Genomic DNA, 25,943 nt, shown 5'->3' with positions numbered 1-25,943 from the left:
ACACAAACAAGACAGCGCCCTACCCTTTGGGTCAGGCGCTGTTTTCATGCGCCGGGGCCGATGCGGCGCCCTACCCCGCCAGCCATTTATACATCACCAGCGCATCAACAAACCCGGCTGTCGGATGCTCAAACGCCAGCGGCAGATGCCCGACCGTGTCAAACCCCAGCTTGTGCCAGAGATGAATGGCGCCGGTGTTGGTGCTGAGGACAAGGTTGAACTGCATCGCCAGATATCCCAGCTTCAACGCCTCGGCCTGCGAATGCACACAAAGCTGCGCGGCCAGGCCCTGCCCCCGCGCTGCGGCGGCAACCATATAGCCGCAATTACACACATGCGCCCCGCCCCCCGCATGATTGGTTTTGACATAATAAGTGCCCAGAATGTCGCCACCCAGTTCAACCACATAGGTGGCGCGCGGCGCATTCATCCACAATTCGAAGGCCCCTTCACGGCTGATCTTTGGATCGATGGCGTAGGTCTCACCGGCGCGGATCACGTCCCGCAGAATCGGCCACAGCCCGTCGAAATCGCTGTCGCGCGCCAATCGGATTTTTGGTTTGATCGTCACAGATATGCCGCCCAGGTCATTTTTGTCGCGGGCAGACAATCACATTCGTCGCAAGCATGGCAATATGAGTTGCATACCGCTGAGGCACGAAATGAGCCGGGCTGGTATTTTGGCCTCAGCCAAGAACCATGCTGAACAAAATACCGACGGTCGACACCATCAACATGGCACCACCGGCGACAAGGCCAAGACGGGCGTAGGACAGTTTCCGGGGTTCCACGTGTTCCGCGGCCAGTACGGGATCAGATGCTTCTTCGAAATCATCCACCGGTGCAAACACCTGCGCCGCGGCTGACGGGACTGTGCCAATATCTTCAACCGGTTTGGCAGTCACAAGATGCGACAGGAATTCTTCAATACTGAAGCCGCCCCAATCCGCCTCGCTCAGGCCTTCCGCGGTTGCAATGTTATCCGCCAGTTTGCGCACACATTCGTTGCGCGCGTCTTCGTCATGCCCCGGATACCGCCCCTCGGGCGCGCCGCTGTCATAGACGTTGAGGCCAAAACCGGAGTCCAGGAAGAGGGTTTTGACCTGTTCATCCGCTGACGCAAGCGCCTCAACCAGAGCCGGATCGCGAAACAACGCGACCTGCTGGCTCATGGCATTGCCCATGCCAAGCTCATCAAACATGCCTTTAAATTCTTGCTGAACTTCGGCCGGCATGACCGAGAACATGTCGAAATCGTATTTGAAAGACATCACCTGCCTCCTAGAATTACGCGAGGCGATGTTGGACATTTGATTTGTCCGAAATAGGGCACAAAACAGGCGATTGTTTATCACACAAAAACAATACCGCCCGGGGCTTCCCACGGACGGTATTGATTGAAATCTGAAACCTGGCCTTTAAATTCAGGCGTTTACGTCGACAACAACACGCCCCTGAACCTGACCTTTGAGGATATCGCCGCCCAGTTGCGGCAAATCAGACAAGCTGGCCGGGTGGATCATCGCCTCAAGCTTGTCCATCGGCAGGTCCTTGGCAATGCGCTGCCATGCGCGCACGCGGTTGTCATAGGGCTGCATCACGCTGTCGATGCCCAAAAGGTTCACACCGCGCAGCAGGAACGGAATAACCGTCGCAGGCAGGCCGGCCCCACCGGCCAGACCCACAGCCGAAACTGAGGCCCCGTATTTCATCTGGCCCAGCACCCGCGCCAGCATGGCGCCACCAACCGCATCGACGCATCCTGCCCATGTTTCGGCCTCCAGCGGGCGCTTTGTGGTCTCGTTAATCTCGTCACGGGCCACGATTTGGGTGGCGCCGAGGGATTTCAGATAATCCGCGCTCTCCGGACGGCCTGTCACGCCCGCGACTTCGTATCCCAGATTGGCCAGGATCGCGGTGGCCACACTGCCCACGCCACCGGCCGCACCTGTCACCAGAACAGGCCCTTGATCCGGGCTCAGCCCATGATCTTCAAGCGCCATGACGGCCAGCATGGAGGTAAACCCGGCGGTCCCAACGGCCATCGCCTGACGCGCATCCAGTCCCTCGGGCAAGGGCACCAGCCATTCGGCGCGCACACGGGCTTTCTGGCTGTACCCGCCCCAATGGGCCTCGCCCACACGCCAGCCTGTCAGCACCACCTTGTCACCCGCCTTGTAGCGGTCATCCGACGACGCCTCGACCGTTCCGGCGAAATCGATGCCCGGCACATGCGGGTAGTTGCGCACCAGCCCGCCACCCGGCCCGATGCACAGCCCGTCTTTGTAGTTGACGGTGGAATAGTCGACCGCGACGGTCACGTCGCCGTCAGGCAGATCGGCATCCGTCAACTCGGTGACAGCTGCGCTCGTCTTGCCGCTTTCTTCATCTTTTTCAACAACCAGTGCCTTGAACATCTTGTTTCCTCTCATCTTTTCCAATCCGCAAACCCGATGGCATCGGGGCGGCATCGTTAAATCCAGAACGCTTCCTTGACCCGCGCCTTGCGCGTGCCGTCCGGCGTTTCAACGGTGAATGTCGTGCCCGGGGTCCAATGGGTCATCCGCACCATCCCGATGGCGACATTCGTATCGTAATCCGGCGACCACGCGGCTGAACTGACCCGGCCAATACGGGTTCCTTCGGCGGTCAAGGGCCACCAGCGATCGCAGGTTGGGACAGGTGGGCCGTCGATGGCCACCGGGCAGATTTTCTGAACCGGGCCTTCCTTGGCGACGCGCAACAAGGCATCCCGTCCGATACATCCAATGGCCGTATGGGTGTTGCAGAACTTGCCCAATCCGCATTCATGCGGGGTGTTATTGGTGTTCATGTCGTTGCCATAGCTCAGCAATCCGCCCTCGATCCGTTCGATCAGATTGGGACAACCGGCATGCACATCCAGATCCTTGCCCGCCTCAAAAAGCGCGTTCCAGAGCGGCATGCCAAGATCACTGCCCTCGACATAAATCTCGAACCCGCCCTGTTTGGAATACCCGGAACGCGCCACCACCAATTCAGTGCCCTGAAAGTCAAAGAGACCGTAGCGGAAGAATTTCACATCCCGCACACCGCTGCCAAAGACCCGCTCCATCAGATCATCCGCTTTCGGGCCCTGCACGCCCAAAGGCGAGACATCCGGCTCATGCACCAGCACATCCAGCCGCCAACCATGGGCAATCGCCTTGACCCAAAAGAGAAGATCACTGTCGGCAATCGATATCCACCAACGGTCCTCAGCCAGTTTGACCGCAACCGGGTCGTTCAACATCCCCCCCGTCTCATCGACGATCGGCACGTAGTAGCACTGCCCCACGGACATGCCGCGCAGATCACGCGGGGTGAGCATTTGCATCAGGCGGCCAGAATCCGGCCCGCGCAGCTCGATCTGTCGCTCGCAGGACACATCCCAGACCTGCACCGCCTCTTTCAGGTGGCGGTAATCCTCCTCGACGCTGCGAAACACCGTCGGCAGAAGCATGTGGTTATAGACCGTATAGGCTTTGACGCCCGCGGCTTCGACACCGTCCGAAAACGGGGTCCGGCGCAGCCGGTGCGAGGGGAAAGCAATGCGCTCATGTCTTAGATGTCCTCGGGCAGGATAAAGAGATCGGTATCGCCGGGGCGGGCCCCGGCGGCGGTCAGCATCGCGTGGATCTGCCCGCGATGATGGGTCTGGTGGTTGAAGAAATGCGCCACGCACAACCCAAAAGACTTGGTCACCTCACGGTCCAAAGCACCGGAATGCCACGTCAGGTCGCGTGCCAACGTCTCGGCCTCAACTTCTTCGGCCCAAGCGCGGATACGCGCATCCGTGGCCTGCCGCTCTGCCTTCAGCGCGGTCCAATCGGGGAACAACCGATCACTGCCTGGAATGCCGGAGGCCGGAGGCGTGCCGCCGTCAAACCGCGACATCCAGATCAGATCCCCCCAGAGAAGATGGCTGAACGTGCCGTGGATCGAGCCAAAAAAGGCCCCTCTGTCGGCCTCGCGCGCCGTGACGTCCAACCCGTCTGCGGCCGCGACCAAGCTCCGGTTTTGCCAGGTGTTGTAGCGCGCCATCAAAGCGCACCACGCGGGCGTGATTGGCATTTTACTTTGGACCTTTCCAATCAATCGGGCAGATCTCTGCCGATTTGCCGCCGAAATCCCAGACGCGGCCATAGTCGCGCACCTTGGATTTTGTGCCCACAGCCGCGATGATATCGGGGCCCATCCAGTATTTCGAATTGGACACCATCACCGGGTGATCGGGGCTCAGGCCGTCTACCATTTCGATCTCACCGGCGATCTTGCGGCCGATGTATATGCCGCGTTTCTTGCCTTCGCGGACAATCTCGACCTTCTGACGCTCGGCGCCGATGATTTCACTGACTAGCATGGTGAAGAGGCCCGTTGTGCCGCCCGCCTGACCGCTGAAAATCTGCAGGATGCCATTATAGGCCTTGCCGCTGGCGCGTTCGTCCACATAGGCCGCAACCTTCCAGTTGCCCTCCCCCATGCGACCGGGGATATCGACCAGCAAACCCACATTCAGACCGCCCAGGTCTTCACCCTCGAAATGACCCTCATCAATCGCAATCGCCATCCAGGCATGGCAATGTCCTTCGGTCGGCGGATGCGCCCCCAGGCTGACCACGCAGGGGCAGAAAACCGTGCAGGAGCAGTTCAGGAAAAGCTCGCCCTTGATGGCCCATTCCGTGGGCGACATCTTGCGCCGCTTCGGGTTGGGCATCCGGTTGTCGATCCGTTGTGAGACCGGCAGCTTATCAGCCTCCGGTTTGCGTTTGATCGCCATGATTTATCCTCCGTTGATGAACGGCAGGGCCAGCACGGCCAGACCGCCAAATATCAGCGCCACACCCATCGGTTTTGTCACATGATGACCGATCTGCGGCAATTTCTCCAAGACCATGAAAAACGTGGCCAGCCCCATCCATAAAAGGCTCATCACCCCGCCCACAAAGCCGAGCGCCATGAAGCCCCAGCAACAGCCGACGCAAAATGCACCGAGGCCCAGACCCATGCGCAATCCGCCTGCAAAACCCGTGCGCCAATGGCCCAGGAAATAGGTCATCGGGCTGTGGCAGACCCCGTGGCAGATTTCCTTGGCGCGGGTGAACTGGAAGCCCCCCACGACCAACAAGAGCAACCCGGCAAACAGAGGCGATTTGGCGATGCCCAGCATGTCGATCACACCGCCATAAAGCAGGGACAATTGCACCGCCGTGATCAACGCGGCGAAGGCCACCCAGACCACGAAGTAGCCCAGCAAGACGCCGAGCCACCCGGCCCGCGTGCCATCGGCACTTGTCATCAGGTCTTCATAGCTGCGCAGTGTCGGCACCAGTGTCGGCAGCATCATCGCGGCCATCATGATCGCCCACATCGCAAAAAGCGGGCCAAAGCGGGTCATCGCCATGGCCATGTCGCCACCCATGGCCTGCATGGCACCGGTGGGCCGACCGATCAGATCAAGGCCCATGCCCATCGCCATCATGTACATCATCCACCACGCGCCCAGAATGGTGGCGAAAAACGCCAGCCATAACAGGCTTCGCACGGGCGATTGCAGGATGGTGCGCACCGGTCTTTTCCTCCGACTCACAGGCTTCCCAAGGGCATCCTTGGGGTTGCTTTTAAAATGTCAGACATTTAAATGTAAGACAAATGAAAATTGATCCGGATAAGAAGGCAGATTTGTCGGCGCAGATTGCGCAAGCGATCCGTGATGCGATCATCGGCGGCGATATGATCGTGGATGAGCGTTTGCCATCCGAGGCCGAACTCGCTGATCAGTTTCAGGTGTCGCGCCCGACCGTGCGCGAAGCACTGAAACGGCTTGCGGCACAATCGCTCATTCGCACGCAGCGCGGGGCCTTTGGCGGGGCCTTCGTCAATCGGCTGAGCTACCAAGAAGCCTACGGTCAGCAGATCACAACCTCGACTTTGCTTCTGAGCATGAACGCGGTCAGTTTTGATGTTGCGTGTGAGGCCCGGTACGCGTTGGAACGCGCGTGCACACCCCTCTCGGTCGAACGCCGGTCGCCTGATCATCTGGCCACAATGCGCGCGGAAATCCACCGTCAGGGTCAGCCGGGCCTGAGCGATGAGAGCTTTTGCGCCTCGGACGTGACGTTCCACCGCGCATTGGTGGATGCGGCGGGCAACCCGGTGCTGTCGTATCAACTGGCCGGCGCGGTCGAGGCGATGCAGCCCTTGATGAACATGATCACTTTCACCGCCCGGTCCCGAGAAGAAATCGTACGCCTGCACACCCGAATTGCCGATGCGGTCGACGCGATGGACGCCGAAAAAGCAGGCCAGGCGCTGCACGAGTTGGAAGCCTATACGCTGACCCTCGGGCGCGATGTGATGGCTGCCCGGCAAAGCAAGAAATCAAGCTAAACAGTCTACCACGGCGCGGGTATTGGCGGGCCTGCAGTCCTCCAAAGGCGTCTCACCGCGAACCATCGGCAGGCACATCCGCGGTCGCCACTGGTTTCCATCACTCTCGATCTGGCGTAACGTTGCACCAACAAAACGTCCGGAGTTCCATTTGACTTTGTTCAATCGCCTCTCGGCCACTCTGCTTCTGGCAACGTCAATCGCGGCCTGTGATGATGCCGCGACCGTGGATGCCAGACGCGCCCTTCCAGAAGAAACCCAGAGGGCGGCGTTTGCGGAATGCGCGGAAGAAAAAAACCTGGCGCATTGGCTGCACCTTCACAAATTGAATTCCCGCAACGGGCTTCTTCATGTCCTGGGCTCGGACGGTAGTGGCGTTTTGGTCACCGAAGCACACGGCCTGAACCAATGTGCATGGGCCAAATTGGACGCCATCGTCGCATCAAACGGAATCTAACACGCGCCCAACGGGTCTGCCCACGCCTTCATATGCGCCGACGGATCGAATGGACAGTGTCTGGACAGCTGAAAACAGCACGGGCCATAGAAAAACCCCGCCGGCCACGCGACCAACGGGGTTTCTATCAATTGGTCGCCAGATCACATACGCGAGGCGACGTTTTCCCAGTTGACCAGGTTGTCGAGGAAGTTGGTCAGGTAGGCCGGGCGTTTGTTGCGGAAATCGATGTAGTAGGAATGCTCCCACACGTCGCAGCCCAGAAGCGCGGTTTGGCCAAAGCAGAGCGGGTTCACACCGTTTTCTGTTTTCGTCACCGCAAGACCACCATCGGCGTTTTTCACCAGCCAGCACCAGCCCGAGCCAAATTGCCCCGCACCGGCGGCGGAGAATTGCGATTTGAACTCATCGACCGAGCCAAAGCTGTCTTTCAGCGCGGCTTCCAATTCGGATGGCATGGCAGATTTGCCCGGCCCCATCATTTCCCAGAACTGGTTGTGGTTCCACAGCTGGCTGATGTTGTTGAAGATGCCGTTCTGGGCCACAGAGCTTGCGTCATACGTGCCGGTGATGATGTCTTCCAGCGATTTGCCTTCCCACTCGGTGCCCGCGATGGCGGCGTTGCCGTTGGTCACATAGGCGTTGTGGTGCAGATCGTGGTGATATTCCAGCGTCTCTTTCGACATGCCGTTATCGGCCAGCGCGTCATGCGCATAGGGAAGATCGGGAAGTTCAAAAGCCATTCTGGGCCCCCTGTTCATTAGCAGATTGTCTGACCCTAAATGGTAGGCTCGGGCCCGGAAGGTCAAGGGCCAACTGCCTGCCCGCCGGCAATTGGCAAGGAATTCCCGTACCCCGGAAATCTGCATTTGCGACGGAAACCTTCATGGCGCCCGTAGAAAATCTGTTGAGCAAAAAGGAGACGCCTAAAATGAAGACCACGATTTTAATCGCCACCGCCCTCAGCATGGGCACCGTTTTCACCACCCCGGCCGAAGCAGGACCGCGTCAGACATGGGACCGGATCGAAGACAGGATCGACCGGCGCGAGAGCATCCGGGATGAACGGGTTGATCTGGGCCGCCGCGACGTGATTGAGGACCGGTTTGACCGAATTGAGAGCCGACGTGATCGGGCCGGCAAACCCTCGCCCCGGTTCATCAGCGCCTGGGAACGCCGCAGTTGGCGCAAACGGTGGGGCAATCACTAACTTCTAGCGCCTTTGCCGCATCGGTTCCGTGACCGGAGCCGTTGCGGCCGGGCGCGCTATACCAGCGCGCCTACTTCGCTGCCTGGTGCGGCAGCACCCTTGAGCAAATCAAAGACATATTGTGCAACCGACCGGAAGCAAACGACCGTGATGTTGCCGTCCGCATCAATCCAGAACGCCGCGGGGACCTGTGCCATGCGCGTTCTGCGGATTTGACCGGGGCCAAACGCCTCAGGCGACATATCTACCGGTGAAAGCTTGGCAATCACCTCGCGTGCGCCAGCACCCGACACCCGAAAGACGGCCCGTGCGTCTGACACGTTGACCGCCAGATAATGCTGCCCGGCCAATGCCTTGTCGATTGCAGCTAATTTGGCGTCCACATCCGCATAGGGCACCATGGCCAGCAATTCATCCGGCGACATCCATGCCAATGCATGGCCCTTGTCGGTTTTCACTTCCCGCTGGCCGGGCATGTCTGTGCCGCTTGCATTGACGGCCGCCTTTTTGATCTTGGCCGCACTCACATCGCCGCGGATCGTGATCATGCCGCACAGGCCAACCTCTTCGACCTTGGCAAAACCTTCATAAACTGCGCCATCCAACGCACTGACCGGATTAGACATTCTGCTTCTCCCCGTCCTTATCGTAGAAGATGGGATCGACGATCTTGGCCTTCACCACAGCGCCATCCACCTTGGGAAAATTGATCACCTCTCCCATGCGGTCCGGTCCGTGCAGCACCAGCCCCATGGCGATGCCCTTGTCGAGCGTGGGGGAATAATAGGTCGACGTGACGCGGCCCTGCACATTGCGCTGGCCGTTTTCATTTTCACCCTCGGCCACGCAATAGGCCCCATCGGGCAGCACGCTGCCATCCACCGTCTCCAGCCCCACCAGCTTCCAGCGGTTCGGATCGGCCATGTGGCTACGCTCCTGCGCCCGTTTTCCCAGGTAATCGTCTTTCTTCTTCGACAGCGCCCATTGCATGTTCAGGTCCTGCGGGATCACCGTGCCATCGGTTTCATCGCCGATCATGATGAAGCCCTTTTCGGCCCGCATCACGTGCAATCCTTCGGTGCCATAGGGCGTGATGCCGTCCTCGGCACCGACGGCCAAAAGCAGGTCCCAAAGCTCACGCCCCCGGCTGGCAGGCACGGCAATCTCATAGCTCAGTTCACCCGAGAAGGAGATGCGATAGGCCCGCGCCGGGATGCCATCACCCAGAGTGATATCCGCCCAGGCCATGAACGGCAGCGCCTCGGCGCTGATATCCGCGTCGGTCAGTTTTTCCAGCGTTTTCCGCGCATTGGGGCCGACAACGGCGATCTGGGCGTATTGCTCGGTCACGTTGGCGGTATAGACTTTCCAATCCCACCATTCGGTCTGGAGCCATTCTTCCATATGGCCGTGAATGCTCTCGGCCCCGCCGGTGGTGGTGTGGCACAGGAACGTATCTTCGTCGATCCGCGCCACAACACCGTCATCCATCAAGAAGCCGTTTTCGTTGCACATCAGGCCATAGCGGCATTTGCCCGGTTTCAGCGTCGACATCATGTTGGTGTAAAGCTTGTCGAGGAATTGCCCCGCATCGGGCCCTTTGACGATGATCTTGCCCAGGGTTGACGCATCCAGCAGGCCCAGACTGTCACGCGTTTGCTTGATCTCACGGGTGACAGCGTCATGCACCTCCTCGCCCGGTTTCTGGAACGCATAGGGGCGGCGCCACTGGCCCACGGGTTCAAAGAACGCGCCGTTTTCCTCGTGCCACGCGTGCATGGGCGTCTTGCGGATCGGCTGGAACCGCTCATCACGTGCCTCACCGGCAATCGCAGCAAGCGAAATCGGTGTGTAAGGCGGGCGGAACGTGGTGGTGCCCGTCTGCGGGATCGGTTGGTTCAACGCATCAGAAAGGATCGCAAGACCGTTGATATTGCTCAACTTACCCTGATCCGTGGCCATGCCCAACGTGGTGTAGCGCTTGGCGTGCTCTACGCTTTCAAACCCTTCGCGCGCGGCCAGTTGCACGTCGCTCACCTTCACGTCGTTCTGATAATCCAGCCACGCTTTCATCCGCTTCTTGATGCCCGCGCCCTGCGGCATCATCCACACGGCCGCCATCGCGGCCTCGTCCACGGCCTCAACCTCCGGTGCTTTGCCCTTGCCGGGTTTGTGCCCCGTCGCCTTGGCGGCCGCTTTACCGGCTGCATCGGCATCGGCCAGAACCGCGCCCAGATCCATTGCGCCATTGGCGGACCCGGCCGGGATCACGAAACCCTCGCCATTGGCACCTTTGGGCGGGTTATCCACATCGGGCTGGAACATCGCAAAATCGTTGTTCCAAAGCAGCTTACCCCCGCAATGGGACCACAGATGCACCACGGGTGACCAGCCGCCCGACATCGCAACCGCATCGCAGTCAACGGATTCCAGCACCGCGCCTTCGCCGGCCTGACTGCAAATCTCAACGCCGGTGACGCGCTTGCCGCCTTTGACTGACGCAATGCCATGGCCCATCATCACGCGGATGCCCAGCGCCTTAGCCTCGGCCATCAATGTGCTGTCTTCAGGCAAAACCCTTGCATCAAGAATGACCGGCACGTCCAGACCCAGCGTTTTAAGGGTAATTGCCGTACGGTAAGCGTCGTCATTATTGGTTACGATAACGGTGCGATCACCGATGGAAACACCGTAATTCACCGCATAATCGCGCACAGCGGATGCAAGAAGAACGCCCGGAATGTCATTCCCGGCAAAGCTGAGCGGACGTTCGATGGCGCCGGTGGCGGTGATGATCTGACCCGCGCGAATGCGCCACAAACGGTGCCGTGGGCCATCGGACGAAGGCTGATGATCATTCACACGCTCATAGCCAACGACATAGCCGTGGTCATAAACTCCTGCGCCCATCATCCGGGTGCGCAGCGTGACATTATCCATTGTTTCCAGTTCGGAGACAATTTCATCCACGAACTTATCCACAGGACCGCCGTTAACCTTTCCGCCATCGACGGGAGCGCGCCCGCCCAAATGGGCGGTTTGTTCCATCAGCAATACCTTCGCACCGGATTTTCCGGCGGCCTGTGCGGCCTGCAAACCGGCCACACCGCCACCAATCACCACCACGTCGTAGAAGGCATAGAAATGCTCGTAGGTATCCTGATCGCGGTCCTTGGGTGCTTTGCCCAGACCGGCGGATTTGCGGATGATCGGCTCGTATACATGTTTCCAGAAGGGCCGCGGGCTGATGAAGGTCTTATAGTAAAAGCCTGCGGGTAGGAACCGCGACAGTTTGGTGTTGATCGCGCCCACGTCGAATTCGAGGCTTGGCCAATGGTTCTGGCTGGCGCAGGTCAGGCCATCAAAAAGCTCGGTTGTGGTGACGCGCTGGTTGGGCTCAAACTTGGCGCCATCGCCCATGCCGACGATGCCATTGGGCTCTTCGGCACCGCTGGCGACCACGCCGCGCGGGCGGTGATACTTGAACGACCGGCCAATCAGCATCTGGTCGTTTGCCAGAAGGGCCGAAGCGAGCGTATCGCCCGCATAACCAGTCAGGCGCTTGCCATTGAAGGTAAAGTTATACGCGCGGTCCTTGTTGAGAAGGCGGCCGCCCGTGGCCAGACGTGTGCTCATGCGAACTCTCTCCAGCTCCAGCCCGGCCGCTTGGCCGAGATCTTGTCCTTGATGTCTTGCGGGGGCTCATAGGTCTGGGCCGAATAGGTGCCGAAAACCTCAAGCGTGACGGTGCAGCGCGCGGCATGGAACCACTTGCCGCAGCCATTGTTGTGCCGCCAGCGTTCGAAATGCACGCCCTTGGCGTTTTCCTTGGCAAAGAGGTAGCCGTGGAAATCCTCTTCGGTTGAGCCGGGACCAAAACGTTTGATATGCGCCTCGCCGCCCGCGTGGAATTCGGTTTCCTCGCCAGTGACGCCGCAGCAGGGGCAGGTCAGGATCAACATATCAGGAACTCCTCGGATATCAGGAGGTCTCCAAAACCCCACTGTAGGGTCGACAAGACCAATAAGATCATTTGGAAGCGTTCAGAAAACCAACGTGTAGTCTCCACGTTATTGTTTGCCTTAATCGCTTCTGCATCCAACGACGAAAATGTCTCAATAATGTGTTCCGCCGACATATCATTCTCATCCAAACGACGCTCGTCTAAACACTTCGCCATCAAAGTTAAGCCTTCTGCTTCGGAGCAACCGAGTTCAACACGCGTACGATTCAAGTAAGCCGCGACAACTGAGGCATTTCTGTTGGCGCTCAAGATGGCTTCAGTGTGCAAGTGTTGGGTTTTACGTATCAGGGCTAATCTTTCCAGCAACAGAACTGGATGGGCAGCAGCGTGGCGAACGAAAGTGAAATACGCCACAACGGTTGCAACACCAAAAGCCCCCATTCTTTGGAAAAACTCAGCGTTCAAAGAAAAAGCAAAATAGCAAGAAAGAGACAGCCAAACTGCCAGACTTAGGAGGCCAATAGCGTCAGTGATCAGCGAGGAGCGCATCAGTGTGTGCTCCGCTTGGCATTGACGAACACGCCAAGGGCGGGCACCGATTGGCACCCGCCCGAGATAATCCCGTGAGTTTTGGTGTTATTCGATAGGCACTGTGCCGACTGCTTCGGCGCCGGTCGAACTTGTACCGCCGTCTGCCGGTTCAGTTGGGACAGCAACGGCATCCGCGCCGGCCCCACCGGGGTGTTGCGTGACAGTCGATCCGCCCCCGAGAGAGCCGACAAGCACGAGCACACCCAGAACCGCAACGGCCACGAATAGCCAGAGCAGACCTGAGCCTGTACTGCCGGTATCGATTGCGCCGCGCGAGTAGTTATGCGTGTCGCGCCACTGATCGTAATTTGACATGGCATGGTCTCCTTTCCTTGCACAAACAAAGATGGGGACGCGGCAGGTAGATGAGAAGAATAAGCGGAAAACCCCGGGCAAAACCGGCTAAAGCCCGCGCGTTGCGCAGACGCCTCTCGGCCAGTTTCCGCCCGGCGGGGTGCGACAGCCTTGAAAACATGGACGTTCATTAATGCGCCACCCCGGCAGCCACGCTCTCGTCGATAAATCGCCCTTCGTAGAAACGATCCAGACCGAAAGCGGCAGTTAGCGGCGAATACCCCTTGGCCATCAGCTCGGCAAAACCCCAGCCGGAGCCTGGAATCGCCTTGAAGCCACCGGTGCCCCAGCCGCAGTTGATGAAGATACCCTCAACCGGTGTAGTGCCCAGAATGGGCGAGCGATCCCCGGTCACATCCACGATCCCGCCCCACTGGCGCAGCATCTTGAGGCGCGCGACCATCGGGAAGGTCTCGACCAGGGCGCGCACGGTTTCCTCGATATGGTGGAAGGACCCGCGTTGTGTGTAATTGTTGAACCCGTCGGTGCCGCCGCCAATGACCATTTCGCCCTTGTCGGACTGGGACATATAGCCATGCACCGTGTTGGCCATCACGACGCAATCCATGCACGGCTTGATCGGCTCAGACACCAGCGCCTGAAGCGCCACGGATTCGACCGGCAGACGGAAGCCCGCCATGCCCGCCACATGGCCCGCGTTGCCCGCCGTCACCATGCCCAGCTTGTCGCAATCGATATCGCCCCGGTTGGTGGTCACGCCGACAACCTTGCCGCCTTCGGTGCGCACGCCGGTTACTTCGCATTTCTGGATGATGTGCATGCCCATGTCCGAACACGCCCGCGCGTAGCCCCAGGCCACCGCATCGTGGCGCGCCGTGCCGCCGCGCGCCTGCCAGAGGCCACCCAGCACCGGATAGCGCGGACCGTCGAGATTGATGATCGGCACGATTTCCTTGACCCGCGCAGGCGTGATGAATTCGGTGGTCACCCCTTGCAGCGCATTGGCATGGGCCGTGCGCTTGTATCCACGCACCTCATGTTCGGTCTGGGCCAGCATGATGACGCCCCGGGGCGAGAACATGACGTTGTAGTTCAGATCTTGGCTCATCGTCTCGTAAAGCGAACGGGCCTTTTCATAGATCGCAGCCGACGGATCCTGCAGATAATTCGAGCGGATGATCGTGGTGTTCCGCCCAGTATTGCCCCCGCCGAGCCAGCCCTTTTCCAGAACCGCCACATTGGTGATGCCAAAATTCTTGCCCAGGTAAAACGCCGTGGCCAGACCATGCCCCCCTGCCCCGATGATGATGACATCGTATTTCTTCTTGGGCTCGGGCGAGGCCCAGGCGCGTTCCCAGCCCATGTGGTAACGGGCAGCTTCACGGGCAACGGCAAAGGCGGAATAACGTTTCATGCGCGATCTCGGGTTTTGGGGTGGCAGCACAGAATTCTGCGTCAGGTTTTGTAATGCGCCGATTTGAGGCCAGATGGCACACTGACGGCGGCACAAAACATCAAAATCGCGACATCGCGACGTCGGGGCGCACCCCGCCTGACCCTGTTGTGATGGGTTAGGTCTTTTTCCCACCCCGCGCACCGCTACATGGGGGTGAACGGGAGAGATTATGGTTTTCTGGATTGTCGTTGCATCGCTGGCCCTCGGGGTGGGAGCCATTTTGGCTCTGGCGCTTTTGCGTGGCCGCGCGGGCGATGTCGCACCTGCGGCCTATGACCTCCAGGTTTACCGTGATCAGCTCAAGGAAGTGGACCGCGATCTGGCCCGCGGCGTGATGAGCGCCGAGGAGGCTGAAAAAGTCCGAACAGAAGTCTCACGCCGGATTCTGGCCGCGGATGCCGAGTTGCACGCCCATCACGCAGGTGACGGCGGTGCGCGCGGCAAGTCTCCCGTGGTCGCACTGGGTCTGCTGGCGTTGACACTGGCGGGTGCTGTCGGGCTCTACACCCAAATCGGCGCTCCGGGCCTGGGTGATCTGCCCCTCAAAGTGCGCCTCGCCGCGTCGGATCAGGCGCGGTTGGAACGGTTGAGCCAATCCAACGCCGAGTTGATGGCGCCGCCCCGCGCACCCGCCCGGGAAGCGGACCCGGAATATGCCGCCCTGATGGATCGCCTGCGCCAAACGGTCAAAGACCGGCCCGGTGATCTGCGCGGGCTAAGCCTTCTGGTGCGCAACGAGGCGGCGTTTGGCAATGTCGAGGCCGCGTATAAAGCGCAGGCGAAGCTGGTTGAGGCAAAGGGTGAGGATGCCACCGCGTCGGATCACGGGCTGCTGGCCGATTTGATGATTGCGGCGGCGGGTGGATATGTCTCGGTGGAGGCAGAATCGGCATTGCGCGCCTCTCTCGCTAAGGATCCAAACCATCCCACGTCGCGCTTTTATCTGGGCACCTATCTGATGCAGGTTGATCGCCCGGATGCCGCGTTCCGCATGTGGGAAGAGCTCCTGCGGCAAAGCGCAGCCGACGCGCCGTGGGTGCCCCCGATCCGCGCCCAGATCGAAGATTTGGCCTGGCGCGCGGGCGTGGAATACGAATTGCCCCCCTGCCGGGTGACGCCCCCATGACACCGGCGCGCGGCCCTACGGCCGATGATATTGCTGCCGCGGAGGACATGACACCCGAAGAGCGCATGGAGATGATCCGTGGCATGGTCCGCAATCTGGCAGACCGGGTCGAAAACGAGGCCGTGGCCCCCGTTGACTGGGCCCGCCTGATTTCGGCCTACGGCGTATTGGGCGAAACCAAACAGGCCGCCTCGACCTGGGAAGATGCGCAGAAAACCTTCTGGGATGCCCCCGAGGCGCTTGCGTTGATCCGCAATGCCGCGCAACAGGCCGGGGTCGCGGAATGATCACCGAGACAATCGAAGAGTTTGCCGAGGCCCTGCCCGGTCTGCGGGCGGTCATGGGCCTTGATCTGGGGGACAAAACGATTGGCGTGGCCATCTCGGACGGGATGCTGTCGGTGGCCAGCCCGTTTGAAACGATCAAACGGCGCAAGTTTGGCCTTGATGCCGCGCGGCTGCTGGAGATCGCCAAGGATCGGCGTATTGCCGGGATCATCCTGGGCCTGCCCCGTAATATGGACGGCAGCGAAGGCCCGAGATGCCAATCCACCCGCGCCTTTGCCCGCAATCTGGAAAAACTGACCGATCTGCCCATCGGCTTCTGGGATGAACGTTTGTCGACCGTGGCGGCGGAAAAAGCGCTGCTTGAGGCGGATGCGTCACGAAAACGTCGTGCCGAGGTCATAGATAACATCGCCGCGTCCTATATCCTGCAAGGAGTATTGGACCGGTTGAGCCATCTGAGAGCCACACCATGAGCGATGACATTCCCGTCTGGACCCGCGATGAGGTCGAAAGCCCCTGCGTGCGCATCTGCGTGGTGCATCCTGAGGCGCGGATTTGCACGGGCTGTTATCGGTCAATCGATGAGATCGCCCGCTGGTCGAAGATGAGCAATGACGAGCGCCGGGACATCATGGCGGATTTACCGGACCGCGCGCCTTTGCTGCGCAAACGACGCGGTGGCCGGGCCGCACGTATGGCGCGCGGGAAGTGATGAGAACCTAGTCGGCTCAGGAATGCCGAATGTCTGTTTGGCGTTCAGCTTACTAGCATGCCGCAATGTGGCGCATGTCCGGCTCAAAGAACTTGACGCATTCGCAATACCTTCGGGATCGTCATCCTTCTGGGCTATGTCGCACCAAGCTCTGCTTGTCGATGGCAACACGAATGCCCCGCATTAACATGCGGTATGACGCAACAGAATTGGTGAACCCGGTTTGAGCGATGAGCACGTTGGCAATCGTGGCTATGCCATCATGCAGCCCCGACAAAAAATCCGTATTGTTCGGCAAGCACGTGACGCGGATTCACGTCCAATTCTTTTGCCGCGTTAAAGGCCCAATGAGGGTCACGCATCATTTCGCGACCGAGCAATACGAGGTCCGCGCAGGAGTTCGCTACAAGCGCGTCGGCTTGTTTCGGATCGGTGATGCCGCCCACGGCCATGACGGGCAAACCCGTCCCCTTGCGCACTTCACCCGCCATGTCAGGCTGTTCCGCAGTGCGGTTCCCGATAGCGCCACGCGCCTCTGGCACAGCGCCACCTCCAGAACAATCTAGAATGTCGACTCCAAGCTCCTTCAGCCACAGGCCAACTTGTATTGTGTCATCAAGGGTCAGACCTCCATCAACAAAATCGTGCACCGAAAGCCGCACAGAAAGCGCCTTGTCCTGAGGCCAAACGGCGCGCACTTTTTCGACGGTTTCCAAAAGGAACCGCGCGCGCCCGCGCAGATCACCTCCGTAGTCGTCTGTACGGGTGTTGACCAAAGGTGTCAGGAACGAATGCAGTAGATAACCATGGGCGCAATGCACCTCCAGCAGATCATACCCGACCTCAAGCGCCAGCTTGGCAGACTGGACGAACTGGTCCTGAATTTCGAGGATTTCGGGGACTGAAAGGGCGCGCGGAGCCTTCCAAAGCCGGGTGCCATCTGGATCAAAGGCATCAGCGGTCGGGCCGACGGTCTCCCAGCCGTTCGGATCATCGGCATCCAGGTGGCTTCCACCTTCAAGCGCTGTGGCTGCGCTGCCTTTGCGGCCAGAGTGCGATATTTGGATACCTGTCACAGCTCCGAATTGGCGCTGCAACGCGACAATCGGCTTCAAGGCTGCAACTTGTTCTTCGTTCCACAGCCCGGCACAGCCTTGCGAAATGCGTCCTGTTGCGGAGACGGCAGTGCATTCGGTCATGATAAAGCCGACGCCGCCAACGGCCCGTGCGCCCAGATGCACCATGTGCCAATCGCTTGCGACACCATCGGTGGAGCTATACTGGCACATCGGCGACATACCGATCCGGTTTTTGAATTCTACATTCTTGATTTGGAACGGCGTGAAGAGGTTTGCAGACATGAATTTTCCTTAACGGATATTGATATTTTCGATCATCCAACGATCGGGGCGTGAGGCGTCTGGAATAAAAGGCGAAACTCAAATCAAAGAAAAGCTCTTTCGACACTGCGCCGTAGGTCACGTTCCAAAATGTGCAAAATACAAATATGCATGCCGCTGATCCAAGCAAACGTTGACGGCGCAGGCGGCAATTACCGCTTCATCCGCTTTGCGATCATCAAGCTGCAACGGCAGGCAAAATTCGGATACGCTCATCTTCTACGGTGCAGTCAGCCAATCTTTCGATCCGGTCGGCAATTCGGGGCGGAAATACGCGATCATGCGGCCTTCGGGTGGAGCTTTTGCGTCTTCCGCCCAAGTGGCCACTCCGTGCAACGCGTGGCGGTGCACCAGATAGGCCTCACCCGGTTTCGCTGGCAATGTGATGCGGGGGCAGGTTTCGAACACCGTGCGCCGGGCGGTCTGATACATCTCGGTCAGGTCGAAATCGGCCCATTCCGCCTCGGGCACATTGCCCAACGCGGCCTCAAAAGCCGCGCGCATAATATGGTGGCTGCCTTCCCAGACAACCAAAGGACTGGCATCCTCAGAGCATCGTGTCAGAGGCAGACCCAGAATATAGGCATGGCGTTCCTTCAGCATCCTGCGGCGATCATTACCCACCGCCAGAAGACCATCCACATGGGCCGCATCGCGTTTCAGACGGTAGTTAAACGCGCCCTGCCCTTCGCCCTGACGCGGGCGGGGATAGCCAGGATACATCACCGACACCTGCGCGCGGTGCAGAGGCAGCGCGCCGTAGGCCGCGCACATGGCGGCATAGGCCTCTCCGGACAAGGGACCTGCACCCGGGATTGCACCGTCCGGTATGTTGGGCAGCGTATCCACTCCCACAAACCACGTGCCTTCGCATTGCAGCCACTGGCGCTGCTCTTCCGGGTCGCGGACCCGCTCTTTGGCCAGATCGTGCGCCACGCGGACCCAGTCCATCACCGCAGGCTCCGCCGGAAACAGGGCCCAGCCCTTGTCGAAAAGGGCGGCTACCATCCCATGGCCTTGCGCAACATGTTGAGAGCCACAAGCGTCAGGAACACGGCGAACACCCGTTTGAGCGGTTTAGGATCCATCGCATGGGCCAGTTTGACACCCAAAGGTGCGGTCACAAGCGTCATCGCGATCACGGTGAAAAAGGCAGGCAGATTTACGGCCCCGATTGTGAAAGGCGGGCGATGTTCAGGCGCAATGTTCAGAAACAAAAAACCCAACACCGACGGCACGGCAATGGTCACGCCAAACCCCGCCGCAGTCGCCACAGCCCGGTGGATCACCGTGTTGTAAAGGCTCATGAGCGGCACACCAAAGCTGCCGCCACCAATGCCCATCAGCACCGAGAAAAACCCCAGAACCGGTGAGAATATGGCCCGGGTAACGCCCGTTGGCATGGCCTGTCCCAGACGCCATTCCGCGCGGCCAAACCCCATGTAGAGGCCGATCACCATGCCCAAGATGCCGAAAACACCCTGCAGGAAAACCGAGCTGAGGTTGGAGGCGACGCTCACACCGATGAGAGCGCCCAGAACAATGCCCGGCGCCCATGTTTTCAGGATATCCCAATCCACAGCGCCCTTTTTGTTATGGCTCAGGACAGACCGGACCGAAGTCACGATGATTGTGGCCAAGGACGTTGCCAGACAGATTTGCATGAGTTGCGGGCCGCTATAGCCCAAGGTTTGAAACGCATAGAAAAATGCTGGGACCAGGACGATCCCGCCGCCAACACCCAGTAGGCCTGCCAGCACGCCCGCAAAGGCTCCGATCACCAAAAGCAGCACCAGCATGGCAAAAAGCAAAGAAGGGTCCGGCATGGTGAAAGGTCCTGTTACGTATCTGCCGCCACATAGACCGGATTTGCGCCCCGCCGACAATTGGTTTTTGTCATGTCACGTGGGCCAGAGCCTCGCGGAGAAGCTCCGGACCCGCCCCCTTTTTGCTCACGCCTTCGGATAAGGTGCGTCGCCAGCCCCGCGCACCCGGCTGACCCGAAAAGAGGCCCAGCATATGACGCGTGATCTGATGCAGTCGACCGCCATCGCGCAGATGCGCTTCGATGTAGGGCAGCATATCTTCGACCGCCTGCTCGGGTGTCGTATCGGGTGTATCGGCGCCAAAAATGCGCCGGTCAGTCGCGCAGAGAATATCCGTTGGGTGATGGTACGCTGCCCGACCAAACATCACCCCGTCCATGCCTGCCGCCAGAAACTGCTCCGCCTGTTCCAGCGTTGTGATCCCGCCATTGATGCTCAGATGCAATGCGGGAAAGAGCCCTTTCATGCGCAACGCCAGATCATAATCCAGCGGCGGAATGTCACGATTTTCCTTGGGGCTGAGCCCTTTGAGCCAAGCCTTGCGTGCGTGAATGGCAAACCGGCCCACGCCTGCGGCACTGACCCGGGCTAGAAACTCAGGCAGGACCTGCTCGGGGTCTTGGTCATCCACGCCAATGCGGCATTTGACGGTCACGTCGATATCCACCGCTTCGATCATGGCCGCGCAGCACTCGGCCACAAGGCCGGGCTCCTGCATCAAAATGGCCCCGAACGTGCCGGATTGGACCCGGTCCGATGGGCAGCCGATATTCAAGTTGATCTCATCATATCCGGCCTCGGCACCCAGTTTCGCAGCTTGCGCCAATTCGGCCGGATCAGAGCCACCGAGCTGAAGCGCCACGGGATGTTCCGCCGCTGAATAGTCCAGCAAATGCATGGCCTGACCCCGTACCAAAGCGGGCGCCGTGATCATTTCGGTGTAAAGCAGGGCGTTGTGCGACAGCAGCCGGTGCAAATATCGGCAATGACGGTCCGTCCAATCCATCATTGGCGCAACAGACAGGCGCGCAGCACGGGTTGTCCTGGCCCGTTGACCGGGCACAGGCGCAGTTGTCGATGCATCCACCGACACTGCCAATTCCATTTTTTCTTGGGCACCCTGCGCCATTTCAGACCTTTTGATGTGCGAAGATGTCGTTCCCCGCGGCGGCGCATGGATAGAGCAGAACCAATCGCAGGTCCACAGCCAGACGGATTCCACGGAGCAAACATTTCGGATCAAAAAAAGGGGCCCGCAAAACGGACCCCTGTCGTCATAGCTGTATAAGTGCAGTCAAATCGACATGGTCAAACGCCCAATTCTTCTTTCACTTCTTCCCATTTGAAGTGGTAGATTTTGGAGGCCCGGCGCCACGCCCGGAACGCGATGTAGATACGGGTTGCCACAATCAACCAACCCGCCCATTGCGCCACGGGTCCGTGCAACAGGCCGAGCGCGTGGAACGACATGAAGATCATGACGCCGCAATCATAAAGCATGTTACGCTCCATTTGACGGAACATCATCACCAGTTCCTCCTTCTCGAAGGCCAGAAGCCACCCCGGCTTCATCTGGTTGTAATAGTGAAAAACGATGGCAATGGCGGTGGCGATCATGAAGATGATGGCAGCACCGTTCGAGAACATATGTTCAGAATGCATGGGGGATACTCCGCAGATTTCCATTAAGTCAGGCCGGGCGTACCGGCCGGGTTGAAGCCTGCGAATTCAGGCATCAACGTATCGAGATTGCCCAATTCAGTCGGGGCAATGGTGTTATATTGCGAGGTCGGCATGCGTAGCGCACAGGGCGTGTAGAAATAGGTGGTGGAGCCATCGCCGCGGTCTTGCGCAACATCCGGGATCAGCAGAACCTTGTCGCCCGCATTGGATGTGTAGACCCCTTCTTGCCGGATCATCAGGTCCATCTGTTGCTGGTCAATGATGGTCAGATGGCCCCAGGCCGATCCGATTTTACCGGCTGTTAGCGCCTCGGCTTGCGTCTCAACCCGGTCTCCGATGCCTCGCTCAGCACTTGGGCGTCCCGCATAGCGCGTCCGCAGGCCAAGGCTGTCCGTCAGGGTGAACGTCTCGGCAATCGTGAAGTTGTTGCCATAGCCGTTCCAGTAGCACTCATCCTCTGGGTACCCGGCCACGATGTTACCTGCACCGCCCGGCCCGAGGGCGCTGAGCGGCATCTCCCGCACGTCGATTACACCATTGTTTTGGCGACTGAAGGGAACGGTTATTGGCTCCGAAGGTTCATCGGCATTGCCGGTGATATAGTAGTCATCCGTGCAGTTGACCCAAGTGGGCGCGACAACCTCATTCTGCCAGTTGCTGTCAAAATTATAGCCCGAAGCCTTGCTAAAGCTCACACCTCGCTTAAAGCCTTCGGCATAGGGCTCGACCAGCGTGATCATCGATGTCAGCCGGAAGATAGCAATACCTTCATCCCCCTGACCGCCTCGATTGGCCTGATCAAACGCATAGGCGCGGAAACGCAACAGGCTATACTCAGCCGTGTATTGCAGGTGAAAGCCGATATTGACTTCCCACGCGGTAAATCCGTCCAGAACCGATCGCAAATTGTGGTGTTGGTTGCCCTGCTTTTTGGCCACAGACCCGCCCATCCAGCACGCATAGCTCTCGTTGTCCTCAAACCCTTCGATCACCGCGAACGCCTTGATCACTTCTGTGTCCGGCAAACTTGCAAGACCGTAAAACGCCCGGATTTCCTCGGTAATGCCCGGATAGACATTGGTCGAAAAACTCACCCGCGACGTCCATGACATGCCGTTTTGCACGCCACATGCAACGCACCTCTTGAGGTTCAGCGGTCGGCTGTTGGTCCAAAAGCCATGGCCCAGATCACCGATCTTATTGCCGCCATCCTTAGTATTCGCGTTGGAGTATTGCTTTTTGGGTTCACGCTGATGGCACGCCAAACAGTCTTCAAGTGCGCCAAAACTACCGCCACCCTCACCGGCAAAACCAACGGCTTGGAAATCATACGCGATACATTCACGCATAAAGCCGTGACTGTCATGATGAACAAACATCCAACCAGGGCAGTCCACGCCGACCAGTCCCTTGAAAATCGTGGGATCGAGCGTGGGGTCATCCGGGCCATTGCGGTGAAAGTGCCACGTGTAGCGCCCCGAATGGTTTGTGTCCGCGTTGATTGGGCCGCTGGTGCCCGGGACGATACCGCCATTTTCCATAATGGTACGCAGGCCAACCGGGATTTGACCATTGTTGTCATCCATGTCGGTGCGCCCCATTTTTCGGGCTTCGACGTAGAAAACGGCATTCGCATCCTTGTTTTTGAATAGCTGATGCGCACGGTGTTTGTTCAGCGGATTGCCGGCTGTGTATGTCTTGATATTGCGGGTCAGGTTGGCCACGTGCCCGGTCAACGCCGGGTTGAGATGTGAGGATGGATGCGGATAGGTCAGCCCTCCGGACCATGTCACAACCGGCGCCGATGGATTGGTGGTGTCGATCGCTGTAATCAGGCGCGTTTCGTCTTCTCCAGGCGTCCACGTGCCGCCAATAAACCCGCGGTACCGCGTGCCCGTGATCAGGATTTCATCGCCGACGCGCCACCCTGTCGCGGGGCCTGACAACGTGACCGAAGTGGCACCCTGTGCAAGTCCGGTCGCAGTGCGCAAGAACGCGGCTTTGGGTGCGCCATAAATGAACGATCGACCGAAACACACGAAGCCACGTTGCATCTTCACCGGATCATGCGTGACGTCCAAATCACCATTATCGGCATATTCAATGACAATCGTGTTGGACGCAGGCAATGGTGCCGCCTCGGTCGCGATTTTGAACTGACCGGTGTGATCAATGAAGAACGTGTCCAACACGATCTTCCGGTCTGCGGCGGTGTCAAACTCGAACGTGCCGTCGACGCGCACCCAATCGTATTCAGTATTATCGTTTTGATCGTAAAGTACTGAAATACCGATTGGAACCAATACTTTATCGCCCGAAACTGGCTTGACTTGGGCACCGCTGTTCACGTTGTACCAGGTGCTGTCGCTGGACCAATTACCATTTGCAACAGCAACCACATCCGCAAAGGACCGGCTGCAATGCGACTTGATACTGTTTACATCCGCGCGTAACCGGGTGTCGAAGTAAGCCGCATCATCGTAGTCCTCTTGCAAGGCTTGTGCGGCGGCGGAGAACGTCGCCGGATCACCCATCGGGGTTTCATTTTGGCTGTTAGCCACGATTGACATGGCAACCATGCCTGTGCCGTTAGTACCATTGAATTGCTCGTTCTGTGCTGACCGCATGGGGGCCCCCTAGACGAATGTTCCGAAGCTGGTGAAATCTGATTCCGTACCGATATTTGTCCCGGCGTTCATGCCCGCTGCCGTATCGAGCGGTTCATAGAGCGGCAGGCCGTAGAGACCGTGACTAACTGCCGGGTCAATGACTGAGCCGTTGCTGGCAAATTGAGCTTGCACCGACGGGTCTAAAACATTTGGAAAACCGGCAAAGGTCGTCCCGGCCCAAATGGCTTGGCGATAGACGGTACCAGACATTGGACGATTGCCGCCAACTGCCGCGAACATCGAAAAACCTGTCCCTGCGGTGGCATAGTTGATGGACAAAGCACCCGCATTTGAGGTGAAATCAATCGCTGTTTCCCAAGCCGCACCGTTTGCTGATATTGCGACTTTGATAACCGCAGTATCGCTGGCGATTTCCGCGCTGTAGAGACAATGCAAGCGGCTACCGGGCGCATAGGGATCGCCGATGTTCGACAGAAAATCCGTGGCCCCATTGATGGGAAACCGCATGGCCGATTGAGTATTGGGTGCCGCTCCGCCCCAGTCCGCGCGAAACGCATTGGCCCCGTTGCCAGATTGGTAGCTGTGCAGCAATTGCTTGCCAGACGCGGCAAGGGTCCAAGAAGAGAACCCAAGCACGAACTGGCTGTCTGGCAGGCTGGTAGGCGCAGCCAGATACTCCGCGCCGGACAAGGTGACCCCGGTCTCGATAAACGAAGGTGCCCCGCCCGCACGAGACTGCGCGATGCCCGTTGCGATAAGTTGGTTGGCAGAGGTAACCATCAGGAGATATCCCCCTGCGCGACCCATGCATCCGCAGCTGTCTTACGGATCACACATCCCGAGAATTGCGTGTTGATGGTCACGGTGCCAGCACTGGTTCCGTTCAGCGTTACACCAACATCTCCTGCAATGCTGGTACCACCTGCTCCAAGCTGTGTAATGGAAATGACGGTGCCAACAGGAAACAGAACCGAGGCATTTGCCGGTATCGTCACTGTTGCTGCCGCACTGCTGTCGATATCAAGATTAAAGCCCGCATCGCCCAATACCAAGGTGTAGGCAGTACCCGTTTGCGTATTGACGTTAGCAACACCGAAGCCCTGTCCGATCGCAATATCAAACGCGCCCATATTGGCCGGCAAACTTGCGCCATGGTTGAACCAGATGACTGTCTTGTCGCTTGCCTGCGTCGGTCGGGCTGCGTTGACGTCGCCAACCGCATCATAAACAACAACTTCGCGCTCGGATTTGCGGACGAAACTCGCGATATCTTGGGTAACGATGTCCCCGTGGGCATCCAGAACACTATAGATTTCCTGCAAGGCGCTTTCGGTTGTTGTGGCAGATGTGAAATCACCATTGTCGGCAATTGGCACATCTCCGGCCGAGATATTCAAAAACGCACGGACATCTGCCGCCGTCAGCTCTTCACTGTTGCCGCTTCCAGCCGAAGTACGGCCTAGAATGCGGTCCTGAGCAACGTCCGAGACTGAGGTTATCGGCCCACCGCCGCCGCTGCCGCCACTTTGCCAGGAAACACCACCCAGTTCGGTATCAATTGCCGAGACGATCTCAGCGCCCGATTGGTCAGCCGTCGCTCCGGTTTCTACACCGTCGATCTTGGCCAGTTGTGCCGCGGTCGCAAATTTGCGCGTGCTGGTGCTGTCGTCTATGTCGTCTGCGTTGAGTGTGACAGCGCCGGTTGCGCCATTGACACTGTCGACTGCGTTGGCCTCTGCACCTGCAGGAATACCCGCAAGCTTGCTCTTTTCCGCATCCGAAAACGCATTGGTGTTCGCGTTTGCCTCATAGCGGCTTTTGACCGCTTCATTCAGTGAGGCGTCGCTACCTGTATTGAATTCTGTCGCCATGTCTAAC

The 25,943-nt window shown here is 58.8% G+C and carries 29 protein-coding genes; 7 read left to right on the top strand and 22 right to left on the bottom strand.

Annotation, left to right across the window (positions count from 1 at the left end):
- Positions 1-70: 70 nt before the first annotated feature.
- The 7 genes from ACZ1HJ_RS12135 to ACZ1HJ_RS12105 form a co-directional block, all read right to left on the bottom strand.
- Positions 71-571 carry a GNAT family N-acetyltransferase gene (locus tag ACZ1HJ_RS12135; protein ID WP_472718924.1) on the bottom strand — a complete coding sequence of 167 codons (501 nt, stop codon included), beginning with the start codon at positions 569-571 and terminating at the stop codon, positions 71-73.
- 115 nt (positions 572-686) lie between these two features.
- Positions 687-1,271: a hypothetical protein gene (locus ACZ1HJ_RS12130; protein ID WP_472718923.1), complete on the bottom strand. Its 585-nt coding sequence runs from the start codon at positions 1,269-1,271 to the stop codon at positions 687-689.
- A 153-nt stretch (positions 1,272-1,424) separates the two neighbouring features.
- Positions 1,425-2,417: an acryloyl-CoA reductase gene (gene acuI / locus ACZ1HJ_RS12125; protein ID WP_472718922.1), complete on the bottom strand. Its 993-nt coding sequence runs from the start codon at positions 2,415-2,417 to the stop codon at positions 1,425-1,427.
- 56 nt (positions 2,418-2,473) lie between these two features.
- The gene (locus ACZ1HJ_RS12120) at positions 2,474-3,571 is read right to left on the bottom strand and encodes a dimethylsulfoniopropionate demethylase (protein ID WP_472722203.1); all 1,098 of its coding nucleotides are present in this window, start codon (positions 3,569-3,571) and stop codon (positions 2,474-2,476) included.
- Positions 3,572-3,582: 11 nt separating this feature from the next.
- Positions 3,583-4,092, bottom strand: a complete 510-nt coding sequence (locus tag ACZ1HJ_RS12115) for a DinB family protein (RefSeq protein WP_472718921.1) — start codon at positions 4,090-4,092, stop codon at positions 3,583-3,585.
- 1 nt (position 4,093) lies between these two features.
- Positions 4,094-4,798 carry a DUF1326 domain-containing protein gene (locus ACZ1HJ_RS12110; RefSeq protein ID WP_472718920.1) on the bottom strand — a complete coding sequence of 235 codons (705 nt, stop codon included), beginning with the start codon at positions 4,796-4,798 and terminating at the stop codon, positions 4,094-4,096.
- A 3-nt stretch (positions 4,799-4,801) separates the two neighbouring features.
- Complete coding sequence (locus ACZ1HJ_RS12105; RefSeq protein WP_472718919.1) at positions 4,802-5,587, bottom strand: DUF2182 domain-containing protein; 786 nt, start codon at positions 5,585-5,587, stop codon at positions 4,802-4,804.
- Positions 5,588-5,670: 83 nt separating this feature from the next.
- Here ACZ1HJ_RS12105 and ACZ1HJ_RS12100 point away from each other — a divergent pair, with 83 nt between their 5' ends.
- Both ACZ1HJ_RS12100 and ACZ1HJ_RS12095 read left to right on the top strand, forming a co-directional pair.
- Positions 5,671-6,408: a FadR/GntR family transcriptional regulator gene (locus ACZ1HJ_RS12100; RefSeq protein WP_472718918.1), complete on the top strand. Its 738-nt coding sequence runs from the start codon at positions 5,671-5,673 to the stop codon at positions 6,406-6,408.
- Positions 6,409-6,559: 151 nt separating this feature from the next.
- Positions 6,560-6,865, top strand: a complete 306-nt coding sequence (locus tag ACZ1HJ_RS12095) for a hypothetical protein (RefSeq protein ID WP_472718917.1) — start codon at positions 6,560-6,562, stop codon at positions 6,863-6,865.
- A gap of 143 nt (positions 6,866-7,008) precedes the next feature.
- Here ACZ1HJ_RS12095 and ACZ1HJ_RS12090 read toward each other — a convergent pair whose 3' ends face one another.
- Positions 7,009-7,608, bottom strand: a complete 600-nt coding sequence (locus tag ACZ1HJ_RS12090; RefSeq protein WP_472718916.1) for a superoxide dismutase — start codon at positions 7,606-7,608, stop codon at positions 7,009-7,011.
- A 188-nt stretch (positions 7,609-7,796) separates the two neighbouring features.
- On the opposite strand from ACZ1HJ_RS12090, the gene ACZ1HJ_RS12085 reads away from it, so the two are divergent.
- Positions 7,797-8,075, top strand: coding sequence for a hypothetical protein (locus tag ACZ1HJ_RS12085; RefSeq protein WP_472718915.1), 279 nt, complete (start codon positions 7,797-7,799; stop codon positions 8,073-8,075).
- A 56-nt stretch (positions 8,076-8,131) separates the two neighbouring features.
- On the opposite strand, the gene ACZ1HJ_RS12080 is transcribed toward ACZ1HJ_RS12085, so the two are convergent.
- From ACZ1HJ_RS12080 to ACZ1HJ_RS12055, 6 genes are all read right to left on the bottom strand, one after another.
- Positions 8,132-8,701 carry a sarcosine oxidase subunit gamma gene (locus ACZ1HJ_RS12080; RefSeq protein WP_472718914.1) on the bottom strand — a complete coding sequence of 190 codons (570 nt, stop codon included), beginning with the start codon at positions 8,699-8,701 and terminating at the stop codon, positions 8,132-8,134.
- Positions 8,694-11,711: a sarcosine oxidase subunit alpha family protein gene (locus ACZ1HJ_RS12075; protein ID WP_472718913.1), complete on the bottom strand. Its 3,018-nt coding sequence runs from the start codon at positions 11,709-11,711 to the stop codon at positions 8,694-8,696. The genes ACZ1HJ_RS12080 and ACZ1HJ_RS12075 overlap by 8 nt, the downstream gene beginning before the upstream one ends.
- Positions 11,708-12,037, bottom strand: a complete 330-nt coding sequence (locus ACZ1HJ_RS12070) for a sarcosine oxidase subunit delta (protein WP_472718912.1) — start codon at positions 12,035-12,037, stop codon at positions 11,708-11,710. The genes ACZ1HJ_RS12075 and ACZ1HJ_RS12070 overlap by 4 nt, the downstream gene beginning before the upstream one ends.
- Complete coding sequence (locus ACZ1HJ_RS12065; protein WP_472718911.1) at positions 12,031-12,588, bottom strand: hypothetical protein; 558 nt, start codon at positions 12,586-12,588, stop codon at positions 12,031-12,033. Before ACZ1HJ_RS12065 ends, ACZ1HJ_RS12070 begins: the two co-directional genes overlap by 7 nt.
- Before the next feature lie 87 nt (positions 12,589-12,675).
- Entirely contained in the window at positions 12,676-12,945 is a 270-nt protein-coding gene (locus ACZ1HJ_RS12060) for a hypothetical protein (protein ID WP_472718910.1), read from the bottom strand.
- A 169-nt stretch (positions 12,946-13,114) separates the two neighbouring features.
- Positions 13,115-14,359, bottom strand: coding sequence for a sarcosine oxidase subunit beta family protein (locus ACZ1HJ_RS12055; protein ID WP_472718909.1), 1,245 nt, complete (start codon positions 14,357-14,359; stop codon positions 13,115-13,117).
- Positions 14,360-14,570: 211 nt separating this feature from the next.
- Here ACZ1HJ_RS12055 and ccmI point away from each other — a divergent pair, with 211 nt between their 5' ends.
- The 4 genes from ccmI to ACZ1HJ_RS12035 are packed head-to-tail and all read left to right on the top strand — an operon-like array spanning position 14,571 to position 16,526.
- Positions 14,571-15,527 carry a c-type cytochrome biogenesis protein CcmI gene (ccmI, locus tag ACZ1HJ_RS12050; RefSeq protein WP_472718908.1) on the top strand — a complete coding sequence of 319 codons (957 nt, stop codon included), beginning with the start codon at positions 14,571-14,573 and terminating at the stop codon, positions 15,525-15,527.
- Positions 15,524-15,814: a hypothetical protein gene (locus ACZ1HJ_RS12045; protein ID WP_472718907.1), complete on the top strand. Its 291-nt coding sequence runs from the start codon at positions 15,524-15,526 to the stop codon at positions 15,812-15,814. The genes ccmI and ACZ1HJ_RS12045 overlap by 4 nt, the downstream gene beginning before the upstream one ends.
- Entirely contained in the window at positions 15,811-16,287 is a 477-nt protein-coding gene (gene ruvX / locus ACZ1HJ_RS12040) for a Holliday junction resolvase RuvX (RefSeq protein WP_472718906.1), read from the top strand. The genes ACZ1HJ_RS12045 and ruvX overlap by 4 nt, the downstream gene beginning before the upstream one ends.
- Positions 16,284-16,526: a DUF1289 domain-containing protein gene (locus ACZ1HJ_RS12035; protein WP_472718905.1), complete on the top strand. Its 243-nt coding sequence runs from the start codon at positions 16,284-16,286 to the stop codon at positions 16,524-16,526. Before ruvX ends, ACZ1HJ_RS12035 begins: the two co-directional genes overlap by 4 nt.
- Positions 16,527-16,786: 260 nt before the next feature.
- On the opposite strand, the gene ACZ1HJ_RS12030 is transcribed toward ACZ1HJ_RS12035, so the two are convergent.
- The 8 genes from ACZ1HJ_RS12030 to ACZ1HJ_RS11995 all read right to left on the bottom strand — a co-directional run bounded on the left by ACZ1HJ_RS12030 (position 16,787) and on the right by ACZ1HJ_RS11995 (position 25,936).
- Positions 16,787-17,887, bottom strand: coding sequence for an NADH:flavin oxidoreductase/NADH oxidase (locus ACZ1HJ_RS12030; RefSeq protein ID WP_472718904.1), 1,101 nt, complete (start codon positions 17,885-17,887; stop codon positions 16,787-16,789).
- Between the two features lie 258 nt (positions 17,888-18,145).
- Positions 18,146-18,934, bottom strand: a complete 789-nt coding sequence (locus tag ACZ1HJ_RS12025) for a hypothetical protein (RefSeq protein ID WP_472718903.1) — start codon at positions 18,932-18,934, stop codon at positions 18,146-18,148.
- On the bottom strand, positions 18,928-19,752 hold the full coding sequence (locus tag ACZ1HJ_RS12020) for a sulfite exporter TauE/SafE family protein (RefSeq protein WP_472718902.1): 825 nt from the start codon (positions 19,750-19,752) through the stop codon (positions 18,928-18,930). Before ACZ1HJ_RS12020 ends, ACZ1HJ_RS12025 begins: the two co-directional genes overlap by 7 nt.
- 70 nt (positions 19,753-19,822) lie before the next feature.
- On the bottom strand, positions 19,823-20,857 hold the full coding sequence (dusA, locus tag ACZ1HJ_RS12015; protein ID WP_472718901.1) for a tRNA dihydrouridine(20/20a) synthase DusA: 1,035 nt from the start codon (positions 20,855-20,857) through the stop codon (positions 19,823-19,825).
- A gap of 203 nt (positions 20,858-21,060) precedes the next feature.
- Positions 21,061-21,414 carry a hypothetical protein gene (locus ACZ1HJ_RS12010; RefSeq protein WP_472718900.1) on the bottom strand — a complete coding sequence of 118 codons (354 nt, stop codon included), beginning with the start codon at positions 21,412-21,414 and terminating at the stop codon, positions 21,061-21,063.
- Positions 21,415-21,437: 23 nt separating this feature from the next.
- Entirely contained in the window at positions 21,438-24,062 is a 2,625-nt protein-coding gene (locus ACZ1HJ_RS12005) for a G8 domain-containing protein (RefSeq protein ID WP_472718899.1), read from the bottom strand.
- Between the two features lie 9 nt (positions 24,063-24,071).
- Positions 24,072-24,845: a hypothetical protein gene (locus ACZ1HJ_RS12000; protein ID WP_472718898.1), complete on the bottom strand. Its 774-nt coding sequence runs from the start codon at positions 24,843-24,845 to the stop codon at positions 24,072-24,074.
- Positions 24,845-25,936, bottom strand: a complete 1,092-nt coding sequence (locus ACZ1HJ_RS11995; RefSeq protein ID WP_472718897.1) for a hypothetical protein — start codon at positions 25,934-25,936, stop codon at positions 24,845-24,847. Before ACZ1HJ_RS11995 ends, ACZ1HJ_RS12000 begins: the two co-directional genes overlap by 1 nt.
- Between the last annotated feature and the right edge of the window lie 7 nt (positions 25,937-25,943).

Source organism: Roseovarius sp. JB2-10 (genome assembly GCF_055693585.1).
This window is presented reverse-complemented; position numbering and strand designations above follow the sequence as displayed.

Coding starts and splice junctions, on each gene's coding strand:
- ACZ1HJ_RS12130 (WP_472718923.1), bottom strand. CDS start 1,271: ATGTCTTTCAAATACGATTTCGACATGTTCTCGGTCATGCCGGCCGAA.
- acuI (WP_472718922.1), bottom strand. CDS start 2,417: ATGTTCAAGGCACTGGTTGTTGAAAAAGATGAAGAAAGCGGCAAGACG.
- ACZ1HJ_RS12115 (WP_472718921.1), bottom strand. CDS start 4,092: ATGCCAATCACGCCCGCGTGGTGCGCTTTGATGGCGCGCTACAACACC.
- ACZ1HJ_RS12110 (WP_472718920.1), bottom strand. CDS start 4,798: ATGGCGATCAAACGCAAACCGGAGGCTGATAAGCTGCCGGTCTCACAA.
- ACZ1HJ_RS12100 (WP_472718918.1), top strand. CDS start 5,671: ATGAAAATTGATCCGGATAAGAAGGCAGATTTGTCGGCGCAGATTGCG.
- ACZ1HJ_RS12090 (WP_472718916.1), bottom strand. CDS start 7,608: ATGGCTTTTGAACTTCCCGATCTTCCCTATGCGCATGACGCGCTGGCC.
- ACZ1HJ_RS12085 (WP_472718915.1), top strand. CDS start 7,797: ATGAAGACCACGATTTTAATCGCCACCGCCCTCAGCATGGGCACCGTT.
- ACZ1HJ_RS12080 (WP_472718914.1), bottom strand. CDS start 8,701: ATGTCTAATCCGGTCAGTGCGTTGGATGGCGCAGTTTATGAAGGTTTT.
- ACZ1HJ_RS12075 (WP_472718913.1), bottom strand. CDS start 11,711: ATGAGCACACGTCTGGCCACGGGCGGCCGCCTTCTCAACAAGGACCGC.
- ACZ1HJ_RS12070 (WP_472718912.1), bottom strand. CDS start 12,037: ATGTTGATCCTGACCTGCCCCTGCTGCGGCGTCACTGGCGAGGAAACC.
- ACZ1HJ_RS12065 (WP_472718911.1), bottom strand. CDS start 12,588: ATGCGCTCCTCGCTGATCACTGACGCTATTGGCCTCCTAAGTCTGGCA.
- ACZ1HJ_RS12060 (WP_472718910.1), bottom strand. CDS start 12,945: ATGTCAAATTACGATCAGTGGCGCGACACGCATAACTACTCGCGCGGC.
- ACZ1HJ_RS12055 (WP_472718909.1), bottom strand. CDS start 14,359: ATGAAACGTTATTCCGCCTTTGCCGTTGCCCGTGAAGCTGCCCGTTAC.
- ccmI (WP_472718908.1), top strand. CDS start 14,571: ATGGTTTTCTGGATTGTCGTTGCATCGCTGGCCCTCGGGGTGGGAGCC.
- ACZ1HJ_RS12045 (WP_472718907.1), top strand. CDS start 15,524: ATGACACCGGCGCGCGGCCCTACGGCCGATGATATTGCTGCCGCGGAG.
- ruvX (WP_472718906.1), top strand. CDS start 15,811: ATGATCACCGAGACAATCGAAGAGTTTGCCGAGGCCCTGCCCGGTCTG.
- ACZ1HJ_RS12035 (WP_472718905.1), top strand. CDS start 16,284: ATGAGCGATGACATTCCCGTCTGGACCCGCGATGAGGTCGAAAGCCCC.
- ACZ1HJ_RS12030 (WP_472718904.1), bottom strand. CDS start 17,887: ATGTCTGCAAACCTCTTCACGCCGTTCCAAATCAAGAATGTAGAATTC.
- ACZ1HJ_RS12025 (WP_472718903.1), bottom strand. CDS start 18,934: ATGGTAGCCGCCCTTTTCGACAAGGGCTGGGCCCTGTTTCCGGCGGAG.
- ACZ1HJ_RS12020 (WP_472718902.1), bottom strand. CDS start 19,752: ATGCCGGACCCTTCTTTGCTTTTTGCCATGCTGGTGCTGCTTTTGGTG.
- dusA (WP_472718901.1), bottom strand. CDS start 20,857: ATGGAATTGGCAGTGTCGGTGGATGCATCGACAACTGCGCCTGTGCCC.
- ACZ1HJ_RS12010 (WP_472718900.1), bottom strand. CDS start 21,414: ATGCATTCTGAACATATGTTCTCGAACGGTGCTGCCATCATCTTCATG.
- ACZ1HJ_RS12005 (WP_472718899.1), bottom strand. CDS start 24,062: ATGCGGTCAGCACAGAACGAGCAATTCAATGGTACTAACGGCACAGGC.
- ACZ1HJ_RS12000 (WP_472718898.1), bottom strand. CDS start 24,845: ATGGTTACCTCTGCCAACCAACTTATCGCAACGGGCATCGCGCAGTCT.
- ACZ1HJ_RS11995 (WP_472718897.1), bottom strand. CDS start 25,936: ATGGCGACAGAATTCAATACAGGTAGCGACGCCTCACTGAATGAAGCG.